We start from the raw sequence: 18,219 nt of genomic DNA, 5'->3' as shown, positions 1-18,219 counted from the left end.
GTCGGCTCAGGCGATGTGAGTGACGAAGATGGTCAGGAAGAAAGACCCCAATATTCTGGTTTTTGACTCCGGCTTTGGAGGGCTTTCAGTGTTGTCGGCCCTCACGGCCACGCTGCCATTCGCCAATTACATGTTTCTGGCGGATGACGCGCGCTTTCCCTATGGCGATCTCTCTGACGAGGAGCTCATCGAGGGGTTGATTGCTCTGATCGAGAACACTTGCATGGACACCATGCCGGATCTGCTGGTGATTGCCTGCAACACCGCCTCCACGGTGGCGCTGACGGCATTGCGGGCCCGCTTTTTCTTTCCCATCGTTGGCATCGTTCCAGCCATCAAGCCTGCGGCCCATGCGACCCGCACCGGCCACTTTGCCGTCATCGCTACGCCGGGCACCATCCGGCGCTCCTACACCCGTGATCTGATCCGCGATTATGCCTCGGGCTGTGTGGTTGATCTGGTCGCCTGCAATCAGCTGGCTCGGCTGGCGGAAGCCTATCTGCTGGAAGGGGATCGCAACGAAGCGGCTGTATATGAAGAGGTGCGTGCGGTGTTTGAAGGCGAGTATGGGGATGATGTCGACGTCATCGTGCTCGGCTGTACCCACTATCCACTGCTGATGCCGGTGCTGCATGCCGTCGCGCCGCGCCCGGTGCTGTGGATTGACCCCGCCCATGCAGTCGCTCGCCGGGTGATGCATCTGCTTGAGCAGGAGTGGCAGGACTGTCTGGCGGGTGCCACTCCGGCGCAGGTCGAGGCGAGGGGACGCATTCGCTTCATGGCAACGGGGGGCGAAGCGCTGCGGTTGAGCCGGGCCTGGCAGGCTCTGATTGAGGAAAAAGCCGATCCGGCGTCGAGTTGTGGACCAAATTCATGATTCTGCGCCAAATTCTGCGGATTCGATTTGACTTGCCGGGGCAAAGGCTCTAAACACCATCCAATCTCTGCGGGGCCTGTTGTTGGCCCCCTTTGATTTTTGACGCACCCGTGAAGACCAAGGAGCGCAACCATGGTCTTCTGTCGGATCCGGCTTTGGCCCAAGATCCCAGGAGGGGCGCGTTTTCTTAAAAACGAAAACAAGGAAAACACGCGAATGACTAAGCGCCATTCTCAGAAATACAAAATTGACCGCCGTCTCGGCGAAAACATCTGGGGCCGTCCGAAGTCCCCGGTCAACCGTCGTGAATATGGTCCGGGCCAGCACGGTCAGCGCCGCAAGGGCAAGCTGTCTGACTTCGGTCTGCAGCTGCGCGCCAAGCAGAAGCTCAAGGGCTACTACGGCAACATCTCCGAGAAGCAGTTCCTGCGCATCTACAAGGAAGCAAACCGTCTGAAAGGCGATACTTCGGAAAACCTGATCGGTCTGCTGGAATCCCGTCTGGATGCCATCGTATACCGCGCCAAGCTTGTTCCGACCGTGTTCGCTGCTCGTCAGTTTGTCAGCCATGGTCACCTCAAGGTCAATGGCCAGCGCGTCAACATCCCGTCCTACCGCTGCAAGGTTGGTGACGTGATTGAAGTGCGTGATCGTTCCAAGCAGCTCGCCATCATTCTGGAAGCTTCCCAGATGGCTGAGCGCGATGTTCCTGATTACATCGAAGCTGATCACAACAAGATGGTTGTTACCTTCAAAGCCATGCCACAGCTGGCCGACGTGCCGTATCCTGTTGTCATGGAACCGAACCTGGTGGTCGAATTCTATTCCCGTTAAGGGAAACGGATTGTCCGTCTTTTTCAGAAGGCTGCCCCAGTGGCAGCCTTTTGTCGTTTAAGGCGCCGTGGCCTTTTCTTTTCGGAAAGGGTCCAATGCGTTGTTGAGCCTTGCCCTGGCATTTGCTAAGGCAAGGCAAACTGTTCACCGGGAAGCATCACCATGAGCGACATCGCCACGTCCATCCCTGAAGACCAGATCGCTGCCGGGCCAGCCGCCCTCCCGGAAGAGGATGATCTCTGTCATCCGATGTTCCGGGATGCGCCGAGCTCTGTGTCCTTCAAGAAGCTGCGCAAGCGGCTGCTGCGCAATGTGCGGGCGGCCATTGAAGATTACAACATGCAGACCAAGGGGCAGAAGTGGCTTGTCTGTCTTTCTGGCGGCAAGGACTCTTACGGGCTTTTGGCCATCCTGCTGGATCTGAAATGGCGCGGGCTGCTTGATGTCGAGCTGCTTGCCTGCAACCTTGATCAGGCGCAGCCGGGGTTCCCGTCCGATGTGCTGCCACGCTTCTTCGAGCAGCATGACATTCCTCATCATATCGAACGGCAGGACACCTATTCCATCGTCAAGGACAAGATCCCGGCGGGGAACACCTATTGTTCTCTCTGCTCGCGTCTCAGACGCGGCAACCTCTATCGCATCGCGCGGGAGCATGGCTGTGACGCGGTCATTCTGGGTCATCATCGCGACGACATTCTGGAGACTTTCTTCCTCAACCTGCTGCATGGTGGTCGTCTGGCTACCATGCCACCCAAGCTGAAGAATGAGGAAGGCGACCTGATGCTGTTCCGCCCGCTGGCCTATTGCGAGGAAAAGGATCTGGCCAAGTTTGCCGAGCTGATGCAGTTCCCGATCATTCCGTGCGACCTGTGTGGCTCGCAAGACGGGCTACAGCGTCAGGAAGTGAAGGCCATGCTGCAGGGCTTCGAGGCTCAGCACAAGGGGCGCACTCAGGTGATGTTCCGGGCGCTGTCGAATATCCGCCCGTCCCACATGCTGGACACCAAGCTGTTTGATTTTCAGGGCTTGTCGCTGGAGGATGACCGGGCTGGGGATGACAGCGACGATGCAGAAGGCTGTGCGGCCGTTTCCGCCCTGTCGAGCAGTTTTCTGCAGATGCACGAAGACTAGAGCTCGTCGCGTTCATTTGCATTCACTTGACTTGCTCTGTCTATTTGTTTGGGTGCGAATTCTTTTCGCTAAATCGAGGCCAACTTAACGGAACGCGCGCTAGGCTCAATTGATTCACTTTGGCAACAAACGCCTTGAAGCGCTTCTGCTTGCAATGAAAAGTTGAAAAAGCAAAACCCGGATGCCTGCACCCGGGTTTTCTTGAATCAACGTCTCAAAGACTGTCGCCAAGCGATTCTTAAGACTCAATATTCCTGAATGTTCGAATGTTGAGGGGTCCTGATCAAAAATATCAGGCTACGGTCTTGGAAGAGCCGAGCAGTTCCTGCAATTCCTGATTCTGGAACATTTCGCGGATGATGTCGCAGCCGCCGACGAATTCGCCCTTCACATAAAGCTGAGGGATCGTCGGCCAGTTGGAATAGTCCTTGATGCCCTGACGCAGATCGTCATTTTCCAGCACGTTGACGCCTTTGTATGGCACGTCTAGATAGTCCAGAATCTGGACGACCTGACCGGAAAAGCCGCACTGCGGGAAGGTGGGCGTGCCTTTCATGAAAAGCACGATTTCGTTGGATTTGACCTCATTGTCAATCCAGGCCTGGATATCGCTCATATGTCCGTCCTTCAAACTTTGCTGTTTACACAGCCCTGACGCGTGGGTCGGTCAGTGGCGGTGCTGAGGGCCAGAAGCCTTGTTGCGCCTAGTCGGGCACAGACGTCTGCAACGCCAGAGCATGCAAAGCTCCGCCCATGTTGCCTTTCAGGGCTTCATAAACCAGCTGATGCTGCTGGACGCGAGACTTACCCCTGAAGCTCTCTGAGACGACTTCAGCGGCGAAATGATCGCCATCTCCTGCAAGGTCGCGGATGACAACCTTGGCATCCGGCAATGACTCTCTGATCAGGGTTTCGATTTCGCGTGCGTCCATTGGCATGCTGGTCTCCTCGAGGAACATATTGTCAGAGAAGTCGGAAATACGCAATTGTTCGTATTTCCGCTTCAGGCAATTCTTTGGTTCATCCCGCCTTTTTAGGTGATGGCGGGAAGATCCGTCGTCCAAGCGTCCTCTTTCAGGAGGGGGTTGGTCAAGTTGAAAATTCGGACAATCACCAGTCTAAACTTTGCGCACCTGACCATCTCCAGCCTTTATTGAGCCATGTAAGCAGGGAACCAGCTTTCATGGGCGGTGGCCAGCTTGGACACGTCGACAGAGCCCTGTCCGGCAACTGTCAGCTTTTCTCCAGCAACCGAGCCAATCTGCTCCAGAGGAACGCCTGCAGCTTTCGCCTTGGCGATCAGGGCTTCCACCCCGTCCTTGTCACAGGTGATCAGGTAACGAGCCTGATCTTCTGCATAGAAAGCAATGTGGGTATCCTTGGAAGGCAGTTCAATGGTGCAGCCCAGACCGGTACGGATTGCCATTTCAGCGACAGCAACACCGAGGCCACCATCGGAAATGTCATGGGCGGCGTTGATCTCACCGGCGCGGATGGCTTCGCGGACGAAGGTGCCGTGCTTTTTCTCGACTGCGAGGTCAACCGGAGGAGGAGCCCCTTCCTCGCGACCGCAGAGTTCGCTGAGGTAGCTGCTCTGGCCCATCTCCGAGCCATGACCGCCAACCAGCAGGATAGCATCGCCTTCAGCGACAAAGCCGTTGCCAACGGAGACCATGACGTCCGGCAGCAGGCCGACGGCACCGATGGCCGGGGTTGGCAGAATGGCTTCGCCGGAGGTTTCGTTGTAAAGCGAAACGTTGCCCGAGACGATCGGCATGTCGAGGGCTTCACAGGCTGCGCCCACGCCCTTGATGCAGCCAACGAACTGGCCCATGATTTCCGGCTTTTCCGGGTTGCCGAAGTTGAGGTTGTCGGTGGTGGCCAATGGCTCGGCGCCAACGGCGTTGAGGTTGCGCCATGCCTCGGCGACGGCCTGCTTACCCCCTTCGAACGGATCAGCCTTGCAGTAGCGCGGGGTCACGTCAACCGTGAAGGCGAGACCCTTGGTGCCGCCATCAACGCGGATCACACCGGCATCGCCACCCGGGCGCTGCTTGGTGTTGCCCTGAATCATGGTGTCATACTGTTCCCAGACCCAGCGGCGGGAGCTGAGGTTCTTGCAACCGACCATCGCCACGAGGCTTTCCAGAAGGTCCTTCGGCGCTTCGACGGTGGCATTGTCCAGCTTGGCAGCCTTCGGCGTTTCGACCCATGGACGATCATACTCCGGCGCTTCGTCGCCCAGTTCCTTGATCGGCAGGTCGGCAACCATTTCGCCCTGATGGAAGATGCGGAACCGGAGGGTGTCGGTGGTCATGCCGCATTCGGCAAAGTCCAGCTCCCACTTGCGGAACACGGCTTCGGCTGCTTCGCGCTTCTCAGGATGCAGCACCATCAGCATGCGTTCCTGGGATTCGGACAGCATCATTTCGTAAGGGGTCATGTTCTCTTCACGATTTGGCACCTTGTCGAGGTCCAGATCGATACCGAGGTTGCCCTTGGCGCCCATTTCAACGGCCGAGCAGGTAAGGCCCGCAGCGCCCATGTCCTGAATGGCGATCACGGCGCCGGTTTTCATCAGTTCGAGGGTGGCTTCCATCAGACGCTTTTCGCTGAACGGGTCGCCAACCTGAACGGTAGGACGCTTCTCTTCGCTGTCATCGTCGAATTCGGCAGAGGCCATGGTGGCACCGCCGACGCCATCACGACCGGTCTTGGCACCGAGATAGACGACCGGCATGCCGACGCCCTTGGCTTCCGAGAGGAAGATCTTGTCGCTGTCGGCAAGGCCGGCTGCGAAGGCGTTGACGAGGCAGTTGCCATTGTAGGAGGCGTGGAAGTTCACCTCGCCGCCAACGGTTGGCACGCCGAAGCTGTTGCCATAGCCGCCAACACCGGCGACAACGCCGGAAACCACGTGGCGGGTGCGCTCATGTTCAGGCACACCGAAGCGCAGGGAGTTCATGGCAGCGATCGGGCGGGCACCCATGGTGAAGACGTCACGCAGGATGCCGCCAACGCCGGTTGCAGCGCCCTGATAGGGTTCGATGTAGGAGGGATGGTTGTGGCTTTCCATCTTGAAGACAACGGCCTGGCCATCATCGATGTCAACCACGCCAGCGTTTTCGCCGGGGCCCTGCAGCACGCGGGGACCCTTGGTCGGCAGGGTGCGCAGCCATTTCTTGGACGACTTGTAGGAACAGTGCTCGTTCCACATGGCCGAGAAGATGCCAAATTCGGTGAAGGTCGGCTCACGGCCGATCAGTTCGAGAATATGGTTATATTCTTCAGGTTTCAGGCCATGAGCGGCGATCAGTTCCGGCGTGATCTGTGGTTCGTTCTTGCTCATGCCACTTTCTCCAACAGGCTTTCAAACAGGCCGCGACCGTCAAGGCCACCGTGCAGGTCTTCAATGAGGTTTTCAGGATGCGGCATCATGCCAAGGATGGTGCCACGGGCATTCATGATGCCGGCGATGTTGTTGCGCGAGCCGTTGATGTTGGCTTCCGGCGTTGCTTGTCCGGCTGCATCGCAGTAACGGAACAGGACGCGACCATCGTCTTCCAGCATTTTCAGGGTGTCGTCATCGGCAAAGAAGTTGCCGTCATGATGGGCAACCGGGCAACGCATCACCTGACCCTTCTTGTAGGAAGAGGTGAAGATCGTGTCGTCCCGCTCGATGCGCAGCTTGGTTTCCTTGCAGATGAAGGTGAGGCCAGCATTGCGCATCAGGGCGCCGGGCAGGATGCCGGTTTCCGTTAGGATCTGGAAGCCGTTGCAAACGCCGAGAATGCGCACGCCCTGCTTGGCCTTTTCCAGAAGGTCGGCAACGATCGGCGAACGGGCGGCAATGGCGCCGGAGCGCAGATAGTCGCCGTAGGAAAAGCCGCCGGGCAGAATGATCAGATCGGCTTGAGGGATTTCGGTCTCGGCATGCCAGACCATCATCGGGTCCTTGCCGGAAACGGAGCGCACGGCAGCGGCCATGTCATGCTCACGGTTGGTTCCGGGGAATACGAGGATCGCAGTTTTCATAAGTCCTGCTCCTTGACGAAATGGGGAGGCCTAGCGGCGTCCTGTTACAAGAGGATGAGGATTGCCAGTACGGAGGCTATCACCGGGATCAGAATGAAGACCGCAGCCTTGATCACCATGAAGCGGATTGCCTTTGCGGTTTCCTGCCGGTGATCATAGGGTGTCTGGCTGCCCGACATCGGGGTGTCTGACATCAGAGTGTCTGACATTGAACTGTCTGGCGCCGGGGAGGTGTTGGTCTCGGGGGCATTTGAAGAAGCGGGCTGGTGGGGGGCGTTTGCTGCCATCTGTCCGTTGTTCTCAGCCATGAAACCTCTCTCTCCCATCATGTGATCCCCAGTGGACCCGAAGCGTGTGGTTTCGGGCGGGGTGCTCCGTGCAATCTCCGTCAGAGAATGTCGATGTGATAGTTCTCGATGACAGTGTTGGCCAGCAGCTTCTCGCACATGTCGGCCAGTTTGGCTTCTGCAGCGGTCTTGTCGGCGTCGTTGAGTTCAATGTCGATCACCTTGCCCTGACGAACAGAGCCGATGCCGTCAAATCCCAGTGCACCAAGAGCGCCTTCGATGGCCTTGCCCTGAGGATCCAGAACGCCAGTTTTCAGTGTGACGGTGACGCGTGCTTTCATCTTCATGCTATCCTTGTTTTTCCGGCCCTTGCGCATGCCTGCCGGGAAGAGACAATGGAAAAGGCAGGACACATCGCCCTGCCTTGTCATAGGTGTTATTTGACCAGAACCGGGCCGGGGCCCTTACGTTCGGGTGTGGTCTCGATCATGATGCCGAGGCGCTTTGCGACTTCCTGATAGGCTTCGATCATGCCACCCATGTCGCGGCGGAAGCGGTCCTTGTCCATCTTGTCGTTGGTGTTGATGTCCCAGAGACGGCAGGAGTCTGGAGAGATCTCGTCAGCCAGGATGACCCGCATGGTGTCGCCCTCGAAATAGCGGCCGCATTCGATCTTGAAGTCGACGAGGCGGATGCCAACGGCGCGGAACATGCCGCAGAGGAAGTCGTTGATACGGATGGCGAGAGCCATGATGTCATCGATTTCCTGCGGGGAGGCCCAACCGAATGCGGTGATATGTTCTTCGGAAACCATCGGGTCGTCGAGGCTGTCCATCTTGTAGCAGAACTCGATGACGGAGCGCGGCAGCTGGGTGCCTTCCTCGATGCCGAGACGCTTGGCGATGGAACCGGCGGCCACGTTGCGCACGATGACCTCAAGCGGGATGATTTCCACTTCCTTGATCAGCTGCTCGCGCATGTTGAGGCGTTTGATGAAATGCGTCTGAATGCCAAGGTCGTTGAGGGCCGTGAAAATGAACTCGGAGATGCGGTTGTTCAGCACGCCCTTGCCGTCGATGATTTCGTGCTTCTTGGCGTTGAAAGCGGTGGCATCGTCCTTGAAATGGCAAACAAGGGTTCCTGGTTCCGGGCCTTCATAAAGAATTTTGGCCTTTCCTTCGTAGATCCTGCGACGACGATTCATGAGCGTATTACCATTCAGTTCTGCCCAAAGGGGCGGTTTTCAGGGGGCAAAGCCTGACAGAAATTGCTGTTCTGCGCGAGGCTTTTGAATTGGACTTCGTCCGGCGCGTGGTTCCAAGGTGCTGTGCCCCTGCCGGAGGCGGCACTGTGCGCAATGAGAATCAGGCCATTTGCTGTTGCACTATAGCCTATTTGCTGACGGTCTGGTCCATCCTCCGAAGATTTACCAGCCATGCAGTCTGCCAAGTGCAATCCGTTGGCCGCTGAATAGCGAATTCCTGCCAGTTACACAATCTTTGAAACGGCTTCGGAGGCAGATTTTTGTCGTTCTTCGCTTATTCTTTGTCAAGTGCTGACTTCGTGGCATCAGTCGCCGGTTGGCAGCAAACCAAATGCGTCCAAAGGAGGGTGGGTCACAGCGGTGGACGGGTGGATTTCCGGTCAGCTCTTCTTTGTAATTGGTAGAAACTATGGTAGAATATACCTAAGGTTTGATGCGTATTTGCCTTCGCCGGGACGAGGCGGTGAGGGGTGTTTTGAGGGCGTGTTCCAATTGTCAGAAAATTGATCGGTTTTTGTAAATTTGTTCATTCGGCAAGGCACTTTTGGGAGGGGTACCATGACCACGTTTGACAATCGGGAAGCTGGCTATGAAGCCAAATTTGCACATGAGCAGGAGTTGCAGTTCAAGGCCATTGTTCGACGCAACAAGTTGATTGGCCACTGGGCGGCAAGCAAGCTGGGCATTTCGGGCGATGACGCCGAGCAATATGCCTCGGACATGATCCGGCACAGTCTGAAACGCACCGACGATGATGATGTCGTCGAGAAGATCAGCCAAGACTTCCGTGCCATCGACCTGAGCTATTCCGAGCACCGCATCCGGCAGAAACTGAGCCGCTTCATGTCGATGGCTCTGGAAGAGGTTGCTGCGGGTGCATGACCCCGCGACGGTGAGCCCGTCCGGTTCCTTCTTGTCTTTCTTTCCGGGGATTTCGATCTCCTATGGCCTCCTGACGTATGTCCGGCTCATCCAATAGGCTTTTGGCAGTCCTCGGCGGGCTGTGACAAATTCTGCTACTCTCCATTGGTTTGGTTGCGCGTCGCTTCAGCACGGCGTATGAGCTATTGATTGGATTTGATGCGCTAACCATCTGTATTTTATCAGTTTATACCGGAGAGCCAAATGACCGAGCCGTTTACCACCTTTTCTCATGAGCTTGCCCGCGCCAAGGCCGAGGGCCAACCCCTTTACAGCGCCTGGAGCCTTTTTGCCGATGTGCTGGTTGCTCGTGCCGTGGCCAGCGGCCCGTTTGATGCCGTTCTGATCGATGCCCAGCATGGTCATATGGATTTTGCTGCGGCTCAAGCAATGACCGCAGCCATTCATCACGCAGGCAAGGCGCCGCTGCTGCGTATTCCGGTGGGTGACTTTGCCTTCGTCTCGCGGGCACTGGATTTCGGGGTGCAGGGCATCGTGGCACCGATGATCAACACTGCTGCCGAGGCACAGGCTCTGGTCAATGCAGCCAAATACACCCCGGTCGGCGAGCGCAGCTTTGGGCCGTTCGGTGCCTGCTCCCTATACGGAACGGACGCAGCCAATTATGCCGCCAAGGCCAATGGTGCCTGCCTCGTCTTTGCCATGGTGGAAACCGAGCGGGCGCTGGCCAATCTTGACGACATTCTGGCGGTCGAAGGGCTTGATGGTGTGTTTGTCGGTCCGGCAGATCTGTCCCTGACGCTGATGAAGGGCGAGCGGGTCGACATGGATTGCGAGATGTCGAACAAGGCCTACAAGCTCATTGCTGACAAGGCGGCCGAGGCGGGCAAATTCTCGGGGATCTATGCCTTCAGCGTGGACTATGCCAAGCGCTATGCCGGGTTCGGCTTCAACCTGATTGCCGTGGGCAGTGACAGCGGCTATCTGGCGGCGGGCATGCAGCAAGTGGCGGCTGATCTCAAGGGCTAGGCCGGGGTTTTCCTCCGCCCCTTTGGATGAAGACAGGAGGGTCTGCGCAACCGGTGCAGGCTCTTCGATGCATGTAGTTTAGAATTAGGCAAAATATATGCTGCTTTATTGATCCATATCATCGAACATATGGAAATTTGAATTCATCCTGAACACGGGTTTCGACCAATGTGGCGGCCGGGAAACAAGGGAGCCGTTGCAGCATTGTTGGCCAGTTATCATCGGGGGGGATGAAAATGCTCAAGCTTGTGGCTCTGTTCTTTATCGTCATTGCACCGACACTTGCGGGGATCTTTGCGCTCGTACCATTGACCATGTCCGGAACGCTCTCCATCAATGTGGGGCTGCTGCTGGCGTTCGTGGGGGCCGGGGTTGTTGTGGCTTTGCCGGTGTCTTGGCTCGTTGCCAAAAGGGTGGACGCGATGATCTCTTCGAAGGGACCAACTGCCACGGCATGATCCGCATGAGGATCAGCTCGCGGAAGATTTCAAGAGTGGGGACCAGCAGAAAGGGCCTGACAATGTCAGGCCCTTGTTCATTTCTTGTGTCGCTTTGAGCCCGCTCGTCCCGGTTCGCCTAGGACAGCTTGGTCATGAAATTGGCGAAGGTCATCAGGCCTTCCGGCCACGGGCCCTGTCCGCTTTTCTCGTTGATGTGGCCGGTGTCACCGGCATCAACAAAGGTAGAGCCCCATTTCCGACCGAAATGCTCGGCGGTTTCAAAGGCACAATAGGGGTCGCTGCGGGACGCCACGAGAATCGACGGGAAGGGCAATTGCTCTTCCGGGATCGGCGCAAAATGGCGGATATGTCCGGGGACATGATCATCGCTCTCGACATTCGGCATGCCCACCAGAAAGGCACCCCGGACGATACCCGGGGCAATGGCTGCTGCCGCCTTGACCGTTGCGACCACCCCAAGGGAATGGGCGACGAGCACCGCTGGCCGCGTCGCCTGTTCCACATCGGCAATGATCTTGCTCACCCAGCTTTCCATCTGCGGGTTTGCCCAGTCCAGTTGCTCGATACGGCGGGCAGACCGGATCTTGTCTTCCCAGCGCGATTGCCAATGGTCCGGGCCGGAGTTGTCCAGCCCGGGAATAATGAAAATGTCTGCTTCAGACGCCTTCATTTATCTGCCTCTCTTTCGCGCTTGCGACCGGTTCAGCTTTCGCCGAAGACACGCTTGAAGATCACATCCACATTCTTGGTGTGATAGCCCAGATCGAAGCGGCTCTTGATTTCATCTTCTGACAGATATTGGCGCACATCGGCGTCATTCAAGAGCTCGGTGAGGAAATCGACCTCTGCATTGCCTGCATGGTGGTAGCTTTCCCAGACCTTCATGGCGTTGCGCTGAACGAGGCGATAGGCGTCCTCGCGAGAGGAACCTGCCTGTGTCAGAGCCAGCAGGATGCGCTGGGAATGGACGAGACCGCCAAGGCGATCCATGTTGCCGACCATGCGTTCCGGATAGACCAGCAGCTTGTCGATGACGCTGGTCAGGCGGACCAGAGCGAAGTCGAGGGTGACAGTGGCATCCGGGCCAATCATCCGCTCGACGGAGGAGTGGGAGATATCGCGCTCGTGCCACAGGGCGACGTTTTCCAGCGCCGGGGTCACGGCCGAGCGGACGATGCGCGACAGGCCGGTGAGGTTTTCGGTCAGAACCGGGTTGCGCTTGTGCGGCATGGCCGAAGAGCCTTTCTGGCCCTTGGAGAAGAATTCCTCAGCTTCCAGAACTTCGGTGCGCTGCAGGTGGCGGATCTCGGTTGCAACGCGCTCGACGGAAGACGCGACAACGCCAAGGGTTGCAAAGAACATGGCGTGACGGTCACGCGGGATGACCTGGGTGGAGACCGGCTCCGGCTTCAGGCCCATGGCTTCGGCCACATGCTCTTCAACGCTCGGGTCGATGTTGGCAAAGGTGCCAACCGCGCCGGAAATGGCGCAGGTGGAAATCTCGTTGCGGGCTGCGATGAGGCGGGCCTTGCAGCGATCGAACTCGGCATAGGCTTCAGCCATCTTCAGACCAAAGGTGACCGGCTCGGCGTGGATGCCGTGGGAGCGACCAATGCAGACGGTGTTCTTGTGCTCCATGGCGCGGCGCTTGAGGGCGGCCAGCAGGGCGTCGATGTCGGCCAGCAGCAGGTCGGTTGCGCGGGTCAGCTGGACGTTGAAGCAGGTGTCCAGAACGTCCGAGGAGGTCATGCCCTGATGCACGAAGCGGGAGTCCGGTCCGATGAACTCGGCCAGATGGGTGAGGAAGGCGATGACGTCATGCTTGGTTTCGCGTTCGATCTCATCGATGCGGTCTATATCGAAGGTGGCCGAACCGCCTTTTTCCCAGATGGTCTTGGCGGCGCTTTCCGGAATGACGCCCAGTTTGGCCAGCGCGTCGCAGGCGTGGGCTTCAATTTCGAACCAGATTCGGAACTTGGTTTCCGGAGACCAGATGGAGGTCATCTCGGTGCGGGAATAACGAGGGATCATGTTGTCTGCCTGTTCTTGCTAGTTGGCGCGCGCAAGCCTCTGGATGCGCGTCGAAATGGGTCTGTTAGGCCTGGGCCTTCTCAGCGGCTTCACGGATGCGTGCGATATTCTCGCGGTAACTTTCAACGGAATTGCCCTTGAACACGGCGGAACCGGCAACCAGAACATTGGCGCCAGCGGCGGCAATGAGCGGAGCGGTTTCCGTGGTCACGCCACCGTCGATCTGGATGTCGATGTCGCGGTCGCCGATCAGCGCCCGGACCTTGCGGATCTTGTCGATGGTGGTGGGGATGAAGGACTGGCCGCCAAAGCCGGGGTTGACGCTCATGATGAGCACCATGTCCACCTTGTCGAGCACATATTCGATGGCGCTCTCATGGGTGCCCGGGTTGAGCGAAACGCCAGCCATCTTGCCCATGGCCTTGATGGCCTGCAGGGAGCGGTCGAGATGCGGGCCAGCTTCCGCGTGCACCGTGATCATGTCAGATCCGGCATCGGCAAATTCCTGAAGATAGGGATCGGCGGGCGCGATCATCAGGTGGGTGTCGATGGTCTTGTCGGTATGGGGCCGGATGGCTCGAACGACCTGGGGGCCAAAGGTGATGTTGGGAACGAAATGGCCGTCCATGACGTCGACATGGATCCAGTCACACCCAGCTTCGTCGATTGCCCGAACTTCTTCGCCAAACCGTGCAAAATCGGAGGCGAGAATGGACGGGGCGATTTTGATCGGTCGCACCATGATGTCTGCTGTCCTTGATTAATCTCAGTGATGCCCACGCGGTAGCACATTGTGCTCATATGGGCAAGGAGAGAGCCTTAGATGTTCGTCTTGCCGGATGCAGTTTTTTGGGCGCAGTTTTTGAGAAGAGGGCAGGTCCTCGGTTGAACCGAACCTGAAAGGAGGGCGTGCAGGGGCGGACGGCGCTTTTGTTGCGGGGTGGCGCCGTTCGTCGGATCTATTCCTCCAGAGGCAGTGAGGCGGTGTCCTTTACAGTGGAGACCACGATGCGAGATTGCACATCGGACACCAGCTCGGAGTTCAAGAGCTTGTTGCGCAGGAAGTTGTCATAGGACTTGATATCTTCGGTGACGACCTTGACCATATAGTCAACCGCCCCGGTGATCCGCTCGCAAATCACAACCTCTGGCCACAGCTGGGTCAGGCGGTCGAATTCTTCCATATTCTTGCGGCTGGGAACCGTCAGCTTGACGAAGGCATAGGAAACAAAGCCCAGGCCAACCGCTTCCCGGTCGACAATTGCGGTAATCTGTTTGAGAACGCCGGTTTCTTTCAGTTTCTTGATCCTGCGCCAGCACGGGGTCTGGGACATGCCGGATTGCTTGGCGATTTCCGCGATGGAAAGCGATGCATCATCCTGCAATACCTTCAGGATCCGGAGGTCCCCGGAATCGAGTGTCATTTTTTCCATTTTTTACTCTCTTGAGAAGGATTTCTTCCAAAGCTACTCAGAAAATACGGGTTTGTATATATCAATTTTGGTTGTGCTGTAGAAAAGGAGAAAAATCCTGTTTTACCAAGGGTCGTAACGGGGTGACCCTTGGTGGCTACAGTGCTGCTCGGCTGTTGTCGGGGCTTACTACGGGAGTGGTTCCGGTCTCAAGCGCAGCTTTCTGCGGCGAACTTCTGCTGCCATGTCGGGAAGCGATCATTGGCCCTCGGCGTGGCGCAATAAACCCCTCTTGCGATGGCGCGGGCCATGGTAGCAGCAGCAAGGGCCCCCAACTCGATGAAGGCTGTGTCCTCGTCGGGGAGGTCTTTTGCGCCTGTGGAAAGGGCAAAGATCAGATCGCCATCCATCGGGGTGTGCGAAGGCCAGAGCGCGCGGGCAAAGCCGTCATGGGCCATGATGGCCAGTCGTCTGGCCGCAGCCTTGGTGAGGCTGGCGTCTGTTGCAATGATGCCAATGGTGGTGTTGCCATTGGCGGGGCCTTGCTCCTTTGTGGCGTCCATCTTGGTGAAGGGTCGGGCAACGTGGGCGGGCATAGAGCCGGGCAGACCGATGCCACCAAATTCTCCGTCCTGTTCAAAGGGTGCCGCCCAGAAATGGGCGCTTTCGCCCATGGTCGCCTGACCAAGGGCGTTGACGGCCACCAGAGCTCCGATGGTGATGCCGGACGCGGTCCGGGTGGAGGCTGAGCCCAGCCCACCCTTGATCCCGGCGATCAGGGCACCGGCTCCGGCGCCGTGACTGCCTAGCTCGAAGTGTGTTGACGCCTGTTCAGCCGATTGCCAGCCAAGGTCCCAGTAGGGCGATCTGTCGCCCCAGTCCTTGTTGCCGCCATTGGCCAGATCAAACAGAATCGCTGCCGGAACAATCGGCACATGGATCGGCCCGACGGCGAAGCCGCGGCCCTGCTGCTTGAGCCAGCCCTGCGCACCCCCTGCGGCATCAAGACCAAAGGCCGAGCCGCCCGAAAGGGTAATCGCGTCTATCCGTTCGACGGTCTGGTCGGGATTGAGAAGATCGGTGTCCCGCGTTCCCGGTGCGCCACCAAGAACGGCATAGGAGGCGACCATGGCCTCCCGGCAAACCAGTGTCGTGGTGCCTGATTTTAGCGCTTCGTCGGTGGCGTTGCCTACGAACAGCCCGTCGATGTCGGTGATGAGATTGTTCATGTCAGTTTCCTTGCGGTCGCGCTATCAGGCCGATGCCCAGTGAAGCAAAGACGGCCACAAGCCCCATGACTTGCAGAGTAACCATGCTTTCGCCCAATGCCAAGACAGCAACGAACATGGTGGTGGTGGGAACGAGGGCAGTGAATATCGCGCTGGACGAGGCAGTGACCGACTTGATGCCGATGCACCAGAGGAAGAAGGACAGGATGCTGGACGCAAAGATATAATAGACCGCCAGCAGCCAGAAGGAGAGGGGGCCATCGAGGGGAAGCTGCCAGCCGCCGTCCAGCCACAGGAGGATGGGCAGGGTGATGGGAATTGCCACCAGATGGACAATCATGGTCAGCGTCCATGGCGGGATGATGCTCGAATAGCGGCGCGTGAGAATGGCAAAGACTGCCTCGGAGAAAGCAGCCATCAACACAAAGCTGTTGCCCAGAAGGGTGCCGAGCCAGTCTGACGCGCCGCTGCCATCATCGGGTCTTGCCAGGTTGATGCATGCGATGCCAAGCACTGCCAGTCCGATCGACAACACCTTGCGCCGCGAAATGAACTCCTTGAGCACCAGCAGACTGAGCAGGGCGATGATCGCTGGCAGTGATGAGGCGATGATGCCCGCATTGATGGCGGTGGTATATTGCAGGCCGATCAGCATCAGGGTGGTGAAGCCGACGACGCCAAACAGCGCAAGCAGCATGATTTCACCCCATTGGCGCCGGGAGAGACGCGCAAGGCTCGTCAGTCCGCCCGGTTCGAACAATGCCAGCGGCACCAGACACAGGCTTGCCAGAACGAAGCGCAGCATCGAGAAGGAGGTCGGCGGGATTTCAGCCACGATGACCTTGCCGATGGCGACGTTGATTCCGGTGAGAATCATGGCTGCAGCGAGCGCAAGATAGGCTTTCATGGCGGCACTCATAAGGAGAAAGGCGGCTGGGAAAAGGCGATGGGGGAATGCTGAAAAGCCCCTCTGATGGCTCAGAGGGGCTTTTCGTTTCTTGTCATTTCTTTTCATGACGCTTTAGGGCGCCATGTTCAAGCGTCAATAAGAGGCTGTGCCGTCTTATTTGTAGGCGTATTTGCCTTTGCTCCACTTGTACCAGACATAGCCCGGCAGGGTGACGTCACCCTTGTCGTCGAAGGACAGGTTGCCCAGAACGGTCGGGAATTCGCCGGAGTTCAGAGCTTCGGTGACAGCGTCATAGTCGGTGGAACCGGCAGCCTTGACAGCGTCAACATAAGCCTGGATGGCAGCATAGGTGTAGAGAACATACCCTTCGGTGGTCAGACCCTTTGCCTTGAATTCTTCAACAACCGGAGCTGCTTCAGGGTTCAGGGACGGATCAGGAGAGAAGGTCATCAGGGTGCCTTCGCCAGCGTCGCCGGTGATGGACCAGTATTCGTCGGTAACCAGAGCGTCACCAGAGATCAGGACGGTGTCCATGCCCTGTTCACGCATCTGACGGACGATCAGGCCTGCTTCGGTGTGGTAGCCACCAACATACAGGGCGTCGATCTTGGCCTGCTTCAGCTTGGAAACCAGAGCGGTGTAGTCTTTTTCACCAGCGGTGTAGGCTTCATACATGGCAACCTTGCCACCAAGAGCTTCGAAGGCAGCCTTGGTTTCGTCAGCCAGACCCTTGCCGTATGCGGTCTTGTCCTGGATGATGGCAACGTTCTTGTCCTTGTATTCGTCCCACAGCAGCTGACCGGCAACAGAACCCTGCTGGTCATCGCGGCCGCAAACGCGGTAGATGCCCGGGCCAGGACGCTCGTCGGTGAATTTCGGGTTGGTGGAAGCCGGAGAAATCTGGACAATGCCTTCTTCAGCATAAACGGCGGATGCCGGAATGGAAGAGCCGGAGCAGAAGTGACCGGCCATGAAGGTCACGCCCTTGCCGACCATCTGGTTGGCAACAGCCACGGCCTGTTTCGGGTCGCATGCGTCATCGCCGATTTCCAGTTTCAGCATTTCGCCATTGACGCCGCCAGCTGCGTTGATGTCGGCAACAGCCTGCTCGGCACCGATTTTCATCTGCTGGCCGAAAGAAGCATACTGGCCGGTCATCGGACCTGCGGTCGCAATAACGATTTCAGCGAATGCACCACTGGTCATAGCGATAGAACCTGCGAGTGCGACGCCTGCCAAAAGTAGTTTTTTCATAAAACTCTCCCATTGAGATGTTTGCTGCGTTCCGTTGCACCTTGTTTGGGGCAACTATTCTGGTGTGATTATTATTGAACCTTACGGTCATTAGAGTTCGGGATTCTATTCTTATATGAAATGAAATCTCTTCCCCCATTTGCCCATCAGCAAGTCCGGAAAATCCGGTTTATTGCTGTGGGTGGATAGTGGCGCAAACCGTCACTATCAATCTTGTCTCATGATCGGCCTAGCCCTTGCGCTCTTTCCATGAAAGAGGGCTGACTTTCTCATAAAGCCAATGATATTGGTCTACCATCTGGTTGGTACGGGTGAACTGGAAACCAAGTCCACAAATGATCAGCAATACAATCAGGTCCACGAAATAGAAGTGGAATGACAGCAGAGTGCCTTTGAACAGGGCGAAATGCAAGAATCGCACACCTGCGGACAAAAGGATCATGTAGATAACGATCTGCGACCTGGGTTTCCAGGTGTTGGCGATTGCCCGGCCTGCCATCCATGCCGCGCCGCCGCCCAGACAGACGGTGACGAGCAAAAAGGTCCCGAAAGAAACTTCCCAAAGCATTGTTCTTTTCCT

Annotated in this window: 21 protein-coding genes; 6 read left to right on the top strand and 15 right to left on the bottom strand. The window is 57.4% G+C overall.

The features are described from left to right. Positions 1–28: 28 nt before the first annotated feature. The 3 genes from murI to ttcA all read left to right on the top strand — a co-directional run bounded on the left by murI (position 29) and on the right by ttcA (position 2,845). Positions 29–877, top strand: coding sequence for a glutamate racemase (murI, locus tag DSL70_RS11330; protein WP_119308048.1), 849 nt, complete (start codon positions 29–31; stop codon positions 875–877). A 216-nt stretch (positions 878–1,093) separates the two neighbouring features. Continuing rightward, the gene (gene rpsD / locus DSL70_RS11325) at positions 1,094–1,711 is read left to right on the top strand and encodes a 30S ribosomal protein S4 (RefSeq protein ID WP_119308047.1); all 618 of its coding nucleotides are present in this window, start codon (positions 1,094–1,096) and stop codon (positions 1,709–1,711) included. Between the two features lie 198 nt (positions 1,712–1,909). Then, positions 1,910–2,845, top strand: coding sequence for a tRNA 2-thiocytidine(32) synthetase TtcA (gene ttcA / locus DSL70_RS11320; protein WP_425359360.1), 936 nt, complete (start codon positions 1,910–1,912; stop codon positions 2,843–2,845). A gap of 292 nt (positions 2,846–3,137) precedes the next feature. On the opposite strand, the gene grxD is transcribed toward ttcA, so the two are convergent. From grxD to purC, 7 genes are all read right to left on the bottom strand, one after another. After that, positions 3,138–3,461, bottom strand: coding sequence for a Grx4 family monothiol glutaredoxin (grxD, locus tag DSL70_RS11315; protein WP_119308045.1), 324 nt, complete (start codon positions 3,459–3,461; stop codon positions 3,138–3,140). Between the two features lie 88 nt (positions 3,462–3,549). After that, positions 3,550–3,783 carry a BolA family protein gene (locus tag DSL70_RS11310; RefSeq protein WP_119308356.1) on the bottom strand — a complete coding sequence of 78 codons (234 nt, stop codon included), beginning with the start codon at positions 3,781–3,783 and terminating at the stop codon, positions 3,550–3,552. A 212-nt stretch (positions 3,784–3,995) separates the two neighbouring features. Then, entirely contained in the window at positions 3,996–6,194 is a 2,199-nt protein-coding gene (gene purL, locus DSL70_RS11305) for a phosphoribosylformylglycinamidine synthase subunit PurL (protein ID WP_119308044.1), read from the bottom strand. After that, positions 6,191–6,880, bottom strand: coding sequence for a phosphoribosylformylglycinamidine synthase subunit PurQ (purQ, locus tag DSL70_RS11300; protein ID WP_119308043.1), 690 nt, complete (start codon positions 6,878–6,880; stop codon positions 6,191–6,193). The genes purL and purQ overlap by 4 nt, the downstream gene beginning before the upstream one ends. A gap of 44 nt (positions 6,881–6,924) precedes the next feature. Then, complete coding sequence (locus DSL70_RS22430) at positions 6,925–7,188, bottom strand: phosphoribosylformylglycinamidine synthase-associated small membrane protein (protein WP_205563234.1); 264 nt, start codon at positions 7,186–7,188, stop codon at positions 6,925–6,927. 80 nt (positions 7,189–7,268) lie between these two features. Next, positions 7,269–7,508: a phosphoribosylformylglycinamidine synthase subunit PurS gene (purS, locus tag DSL70_RS11290; RefSeq protein ID WP_119308354.1), complete on the bottom strand. Its 240-nt coding sequence runs from the start codon at positions 7,506–7,508 to the stop codon at positions 7,269–7,271. A 95-nt stretch (positions 7,509–7,603) separates the two neighbouring features. After that, positions 7,604–8,371, bottom strand: coding sequence for a phosphoribosylaminoimidazolesuccinocarboxamide synthase (purC, locus tag DSL70_RS11285; RefSeq protein ID WP_119308042.1), 768 nt, complete (start codon positions 8,369–8,371; stop codon positions 7,604–7,606). 618 nt (positions 8,372–8,989) lie between these two features. On the opposite strand from purC, the gene DSL70_RS11280 reads away from it, so the two are divergent. The 3 genes from DSL70_RS11280 (at position 8,990) to DSL70_RS11270 (ending at position 10,800) form a co-directional block, all read left to right on the top strand. Beyond that, on the top strand, positions 8,990–9,313 hold the full coding sequence (locus tag DSL70_RS11280) for a DUF1476 domain-containing protein (RefSeq protein WP_119308041.1): 324 nt from the start codon (positions 8,990–8,992) through the stop codon (positions 9,311–9,313). 243 nt (positions 9,314–9,556) lie between these two features. Further along, entirely contained in the window at positions 9,557–10,342 is a 786-nt protein-coding gene (locus DSL70_RS11275) for an HpcH/HpaI aldolase family protein (RefSeq protein ID WP_119308040.1), read from the top strand. 236 nt (positions 10,343–10,578) lie between these two features. Beyond that, entirely contained in the window at positions 10,579–10,800 is a 222-nt protein-coding gene (locus tag DSL70_RS11270; RefSeq protein ID WP_119308039.1) for a hypothetical protein, read from the top strand. Between the two features lie 118 nt (positions 10,801–10,918). Here the strand turns inward: DSL70_RS11270 and DSL70_RS11265 are convergent, their stop codons facing one another. From DSL70_RS11265 to DSL70_RS11230, 8 genes are all read right to left on the bottom strand, one after another. Then, positions 10,919–11,473, bottom strand: a complete 555-nt coding sequence (locus DSL70_RS11265; protein WP_119308038.1) for an RBBP9/YdeN family alpha/beta hydrolase — start codon at positions 11,471–11,473, stop codon at positions 10,919–10,921. 32 nt (positions 11,474–11,505) lie between these two features. Beyond that, positions 11,506–12,834, bottom strand: coding sequence for an adenylosuccinate lyase (gene purB / locus DSL70_RS11260; protein ID WP_119308037.1), 1,329 nt, complete (start codon positions 12,832–12,834; stop codon positions 11,506–11,508). Between the two features lie 64 nt (positions 12,835–12,898). Then, entirely contained in the window at positions 12,899–13,576 is a 678-nt protein-coding gene (rpe, locus tag DSL70_RS11255) for a ribulose-phosphate 3-epimerase (protein ID WP_119308036.1), read from the bottom strand. Between the two features lie 217 nt (positions 13,577–13,793). Further along, entirely contained in the window at positions 13,794–14,267 is a 474-nt protein-coding gene (locus DSL70_RS11250) for an Lrp/AsnC family transcriptional regulator (protein ID WP_119308035.1), read from the bottom strand. 188 nt (positions 14,268–14,455) lie between these two features. After that, positions 14,456–15,475, bottom strand: a complete 1,020-nt coding sequence (locus DSL70_RS11245) for a P1 family peptidase (RefSeq protein ID WP_119308034.1) — start codon at positions 15,473–15,475, stop codon at positions 14,456–14,458. 1 nt (position 15,476) lies between these two features. Next, positions 15,477–16,382: a DMT family transporter gene (locus tag DSL70_RS11240; protein WP_162916595.1), complete on the bottom strand. Its 906-nt coding sequence runs from the start codon at positions 16,380–16,382 to the stop codon at positions 15,477–15,479. A gap of 156 nt (positions 16,383–16,538) precedes the next feature. Further along, the gene (locus tag DSL70_RS11235; RefSeq protein WP_119308032.1) at positions 16,539–17,639 is read right to left on the bottom strand and encodes a branched-chain amino acid ABC transporter substrate-binding protein; all 1,101 of its coding nucleotides are present in this window, start codon (positions 17,637–17,639) and stop codon (positions 16,539–16,541) included. A gap of 229 nt (positions 17,640–17,868) precedes the next feature. After that, positions 17,869–18,207 (bottom strand): DUF6867 family protein, encoded by a 339-nt coding sequence (locus DSL70_RS11230; protein ID WP_119308031.1) that lies wholly within the window; start codon positions 18,205–18,207, stop codon positions 17,869–17,871. Between the last annotated feature and the right edge of the window lie 12 nt (positions 18,208–18,219).

Source organism: Cohaesibacter haloalkalitolerans (assembly GCF_003574655.1).
Lineage (GTDB): Bacteria > Pseudomonadota > Alphaproteobacteria > Rhizobiales > Cohaesibacteraceae > Cohaesibacter > Cohaesibacter haloalkalitolerans.
Note: the sequence above shows the minus strand (reverse complement) of the source record. Positions and strands in the feature narration are given on the sequence as shown.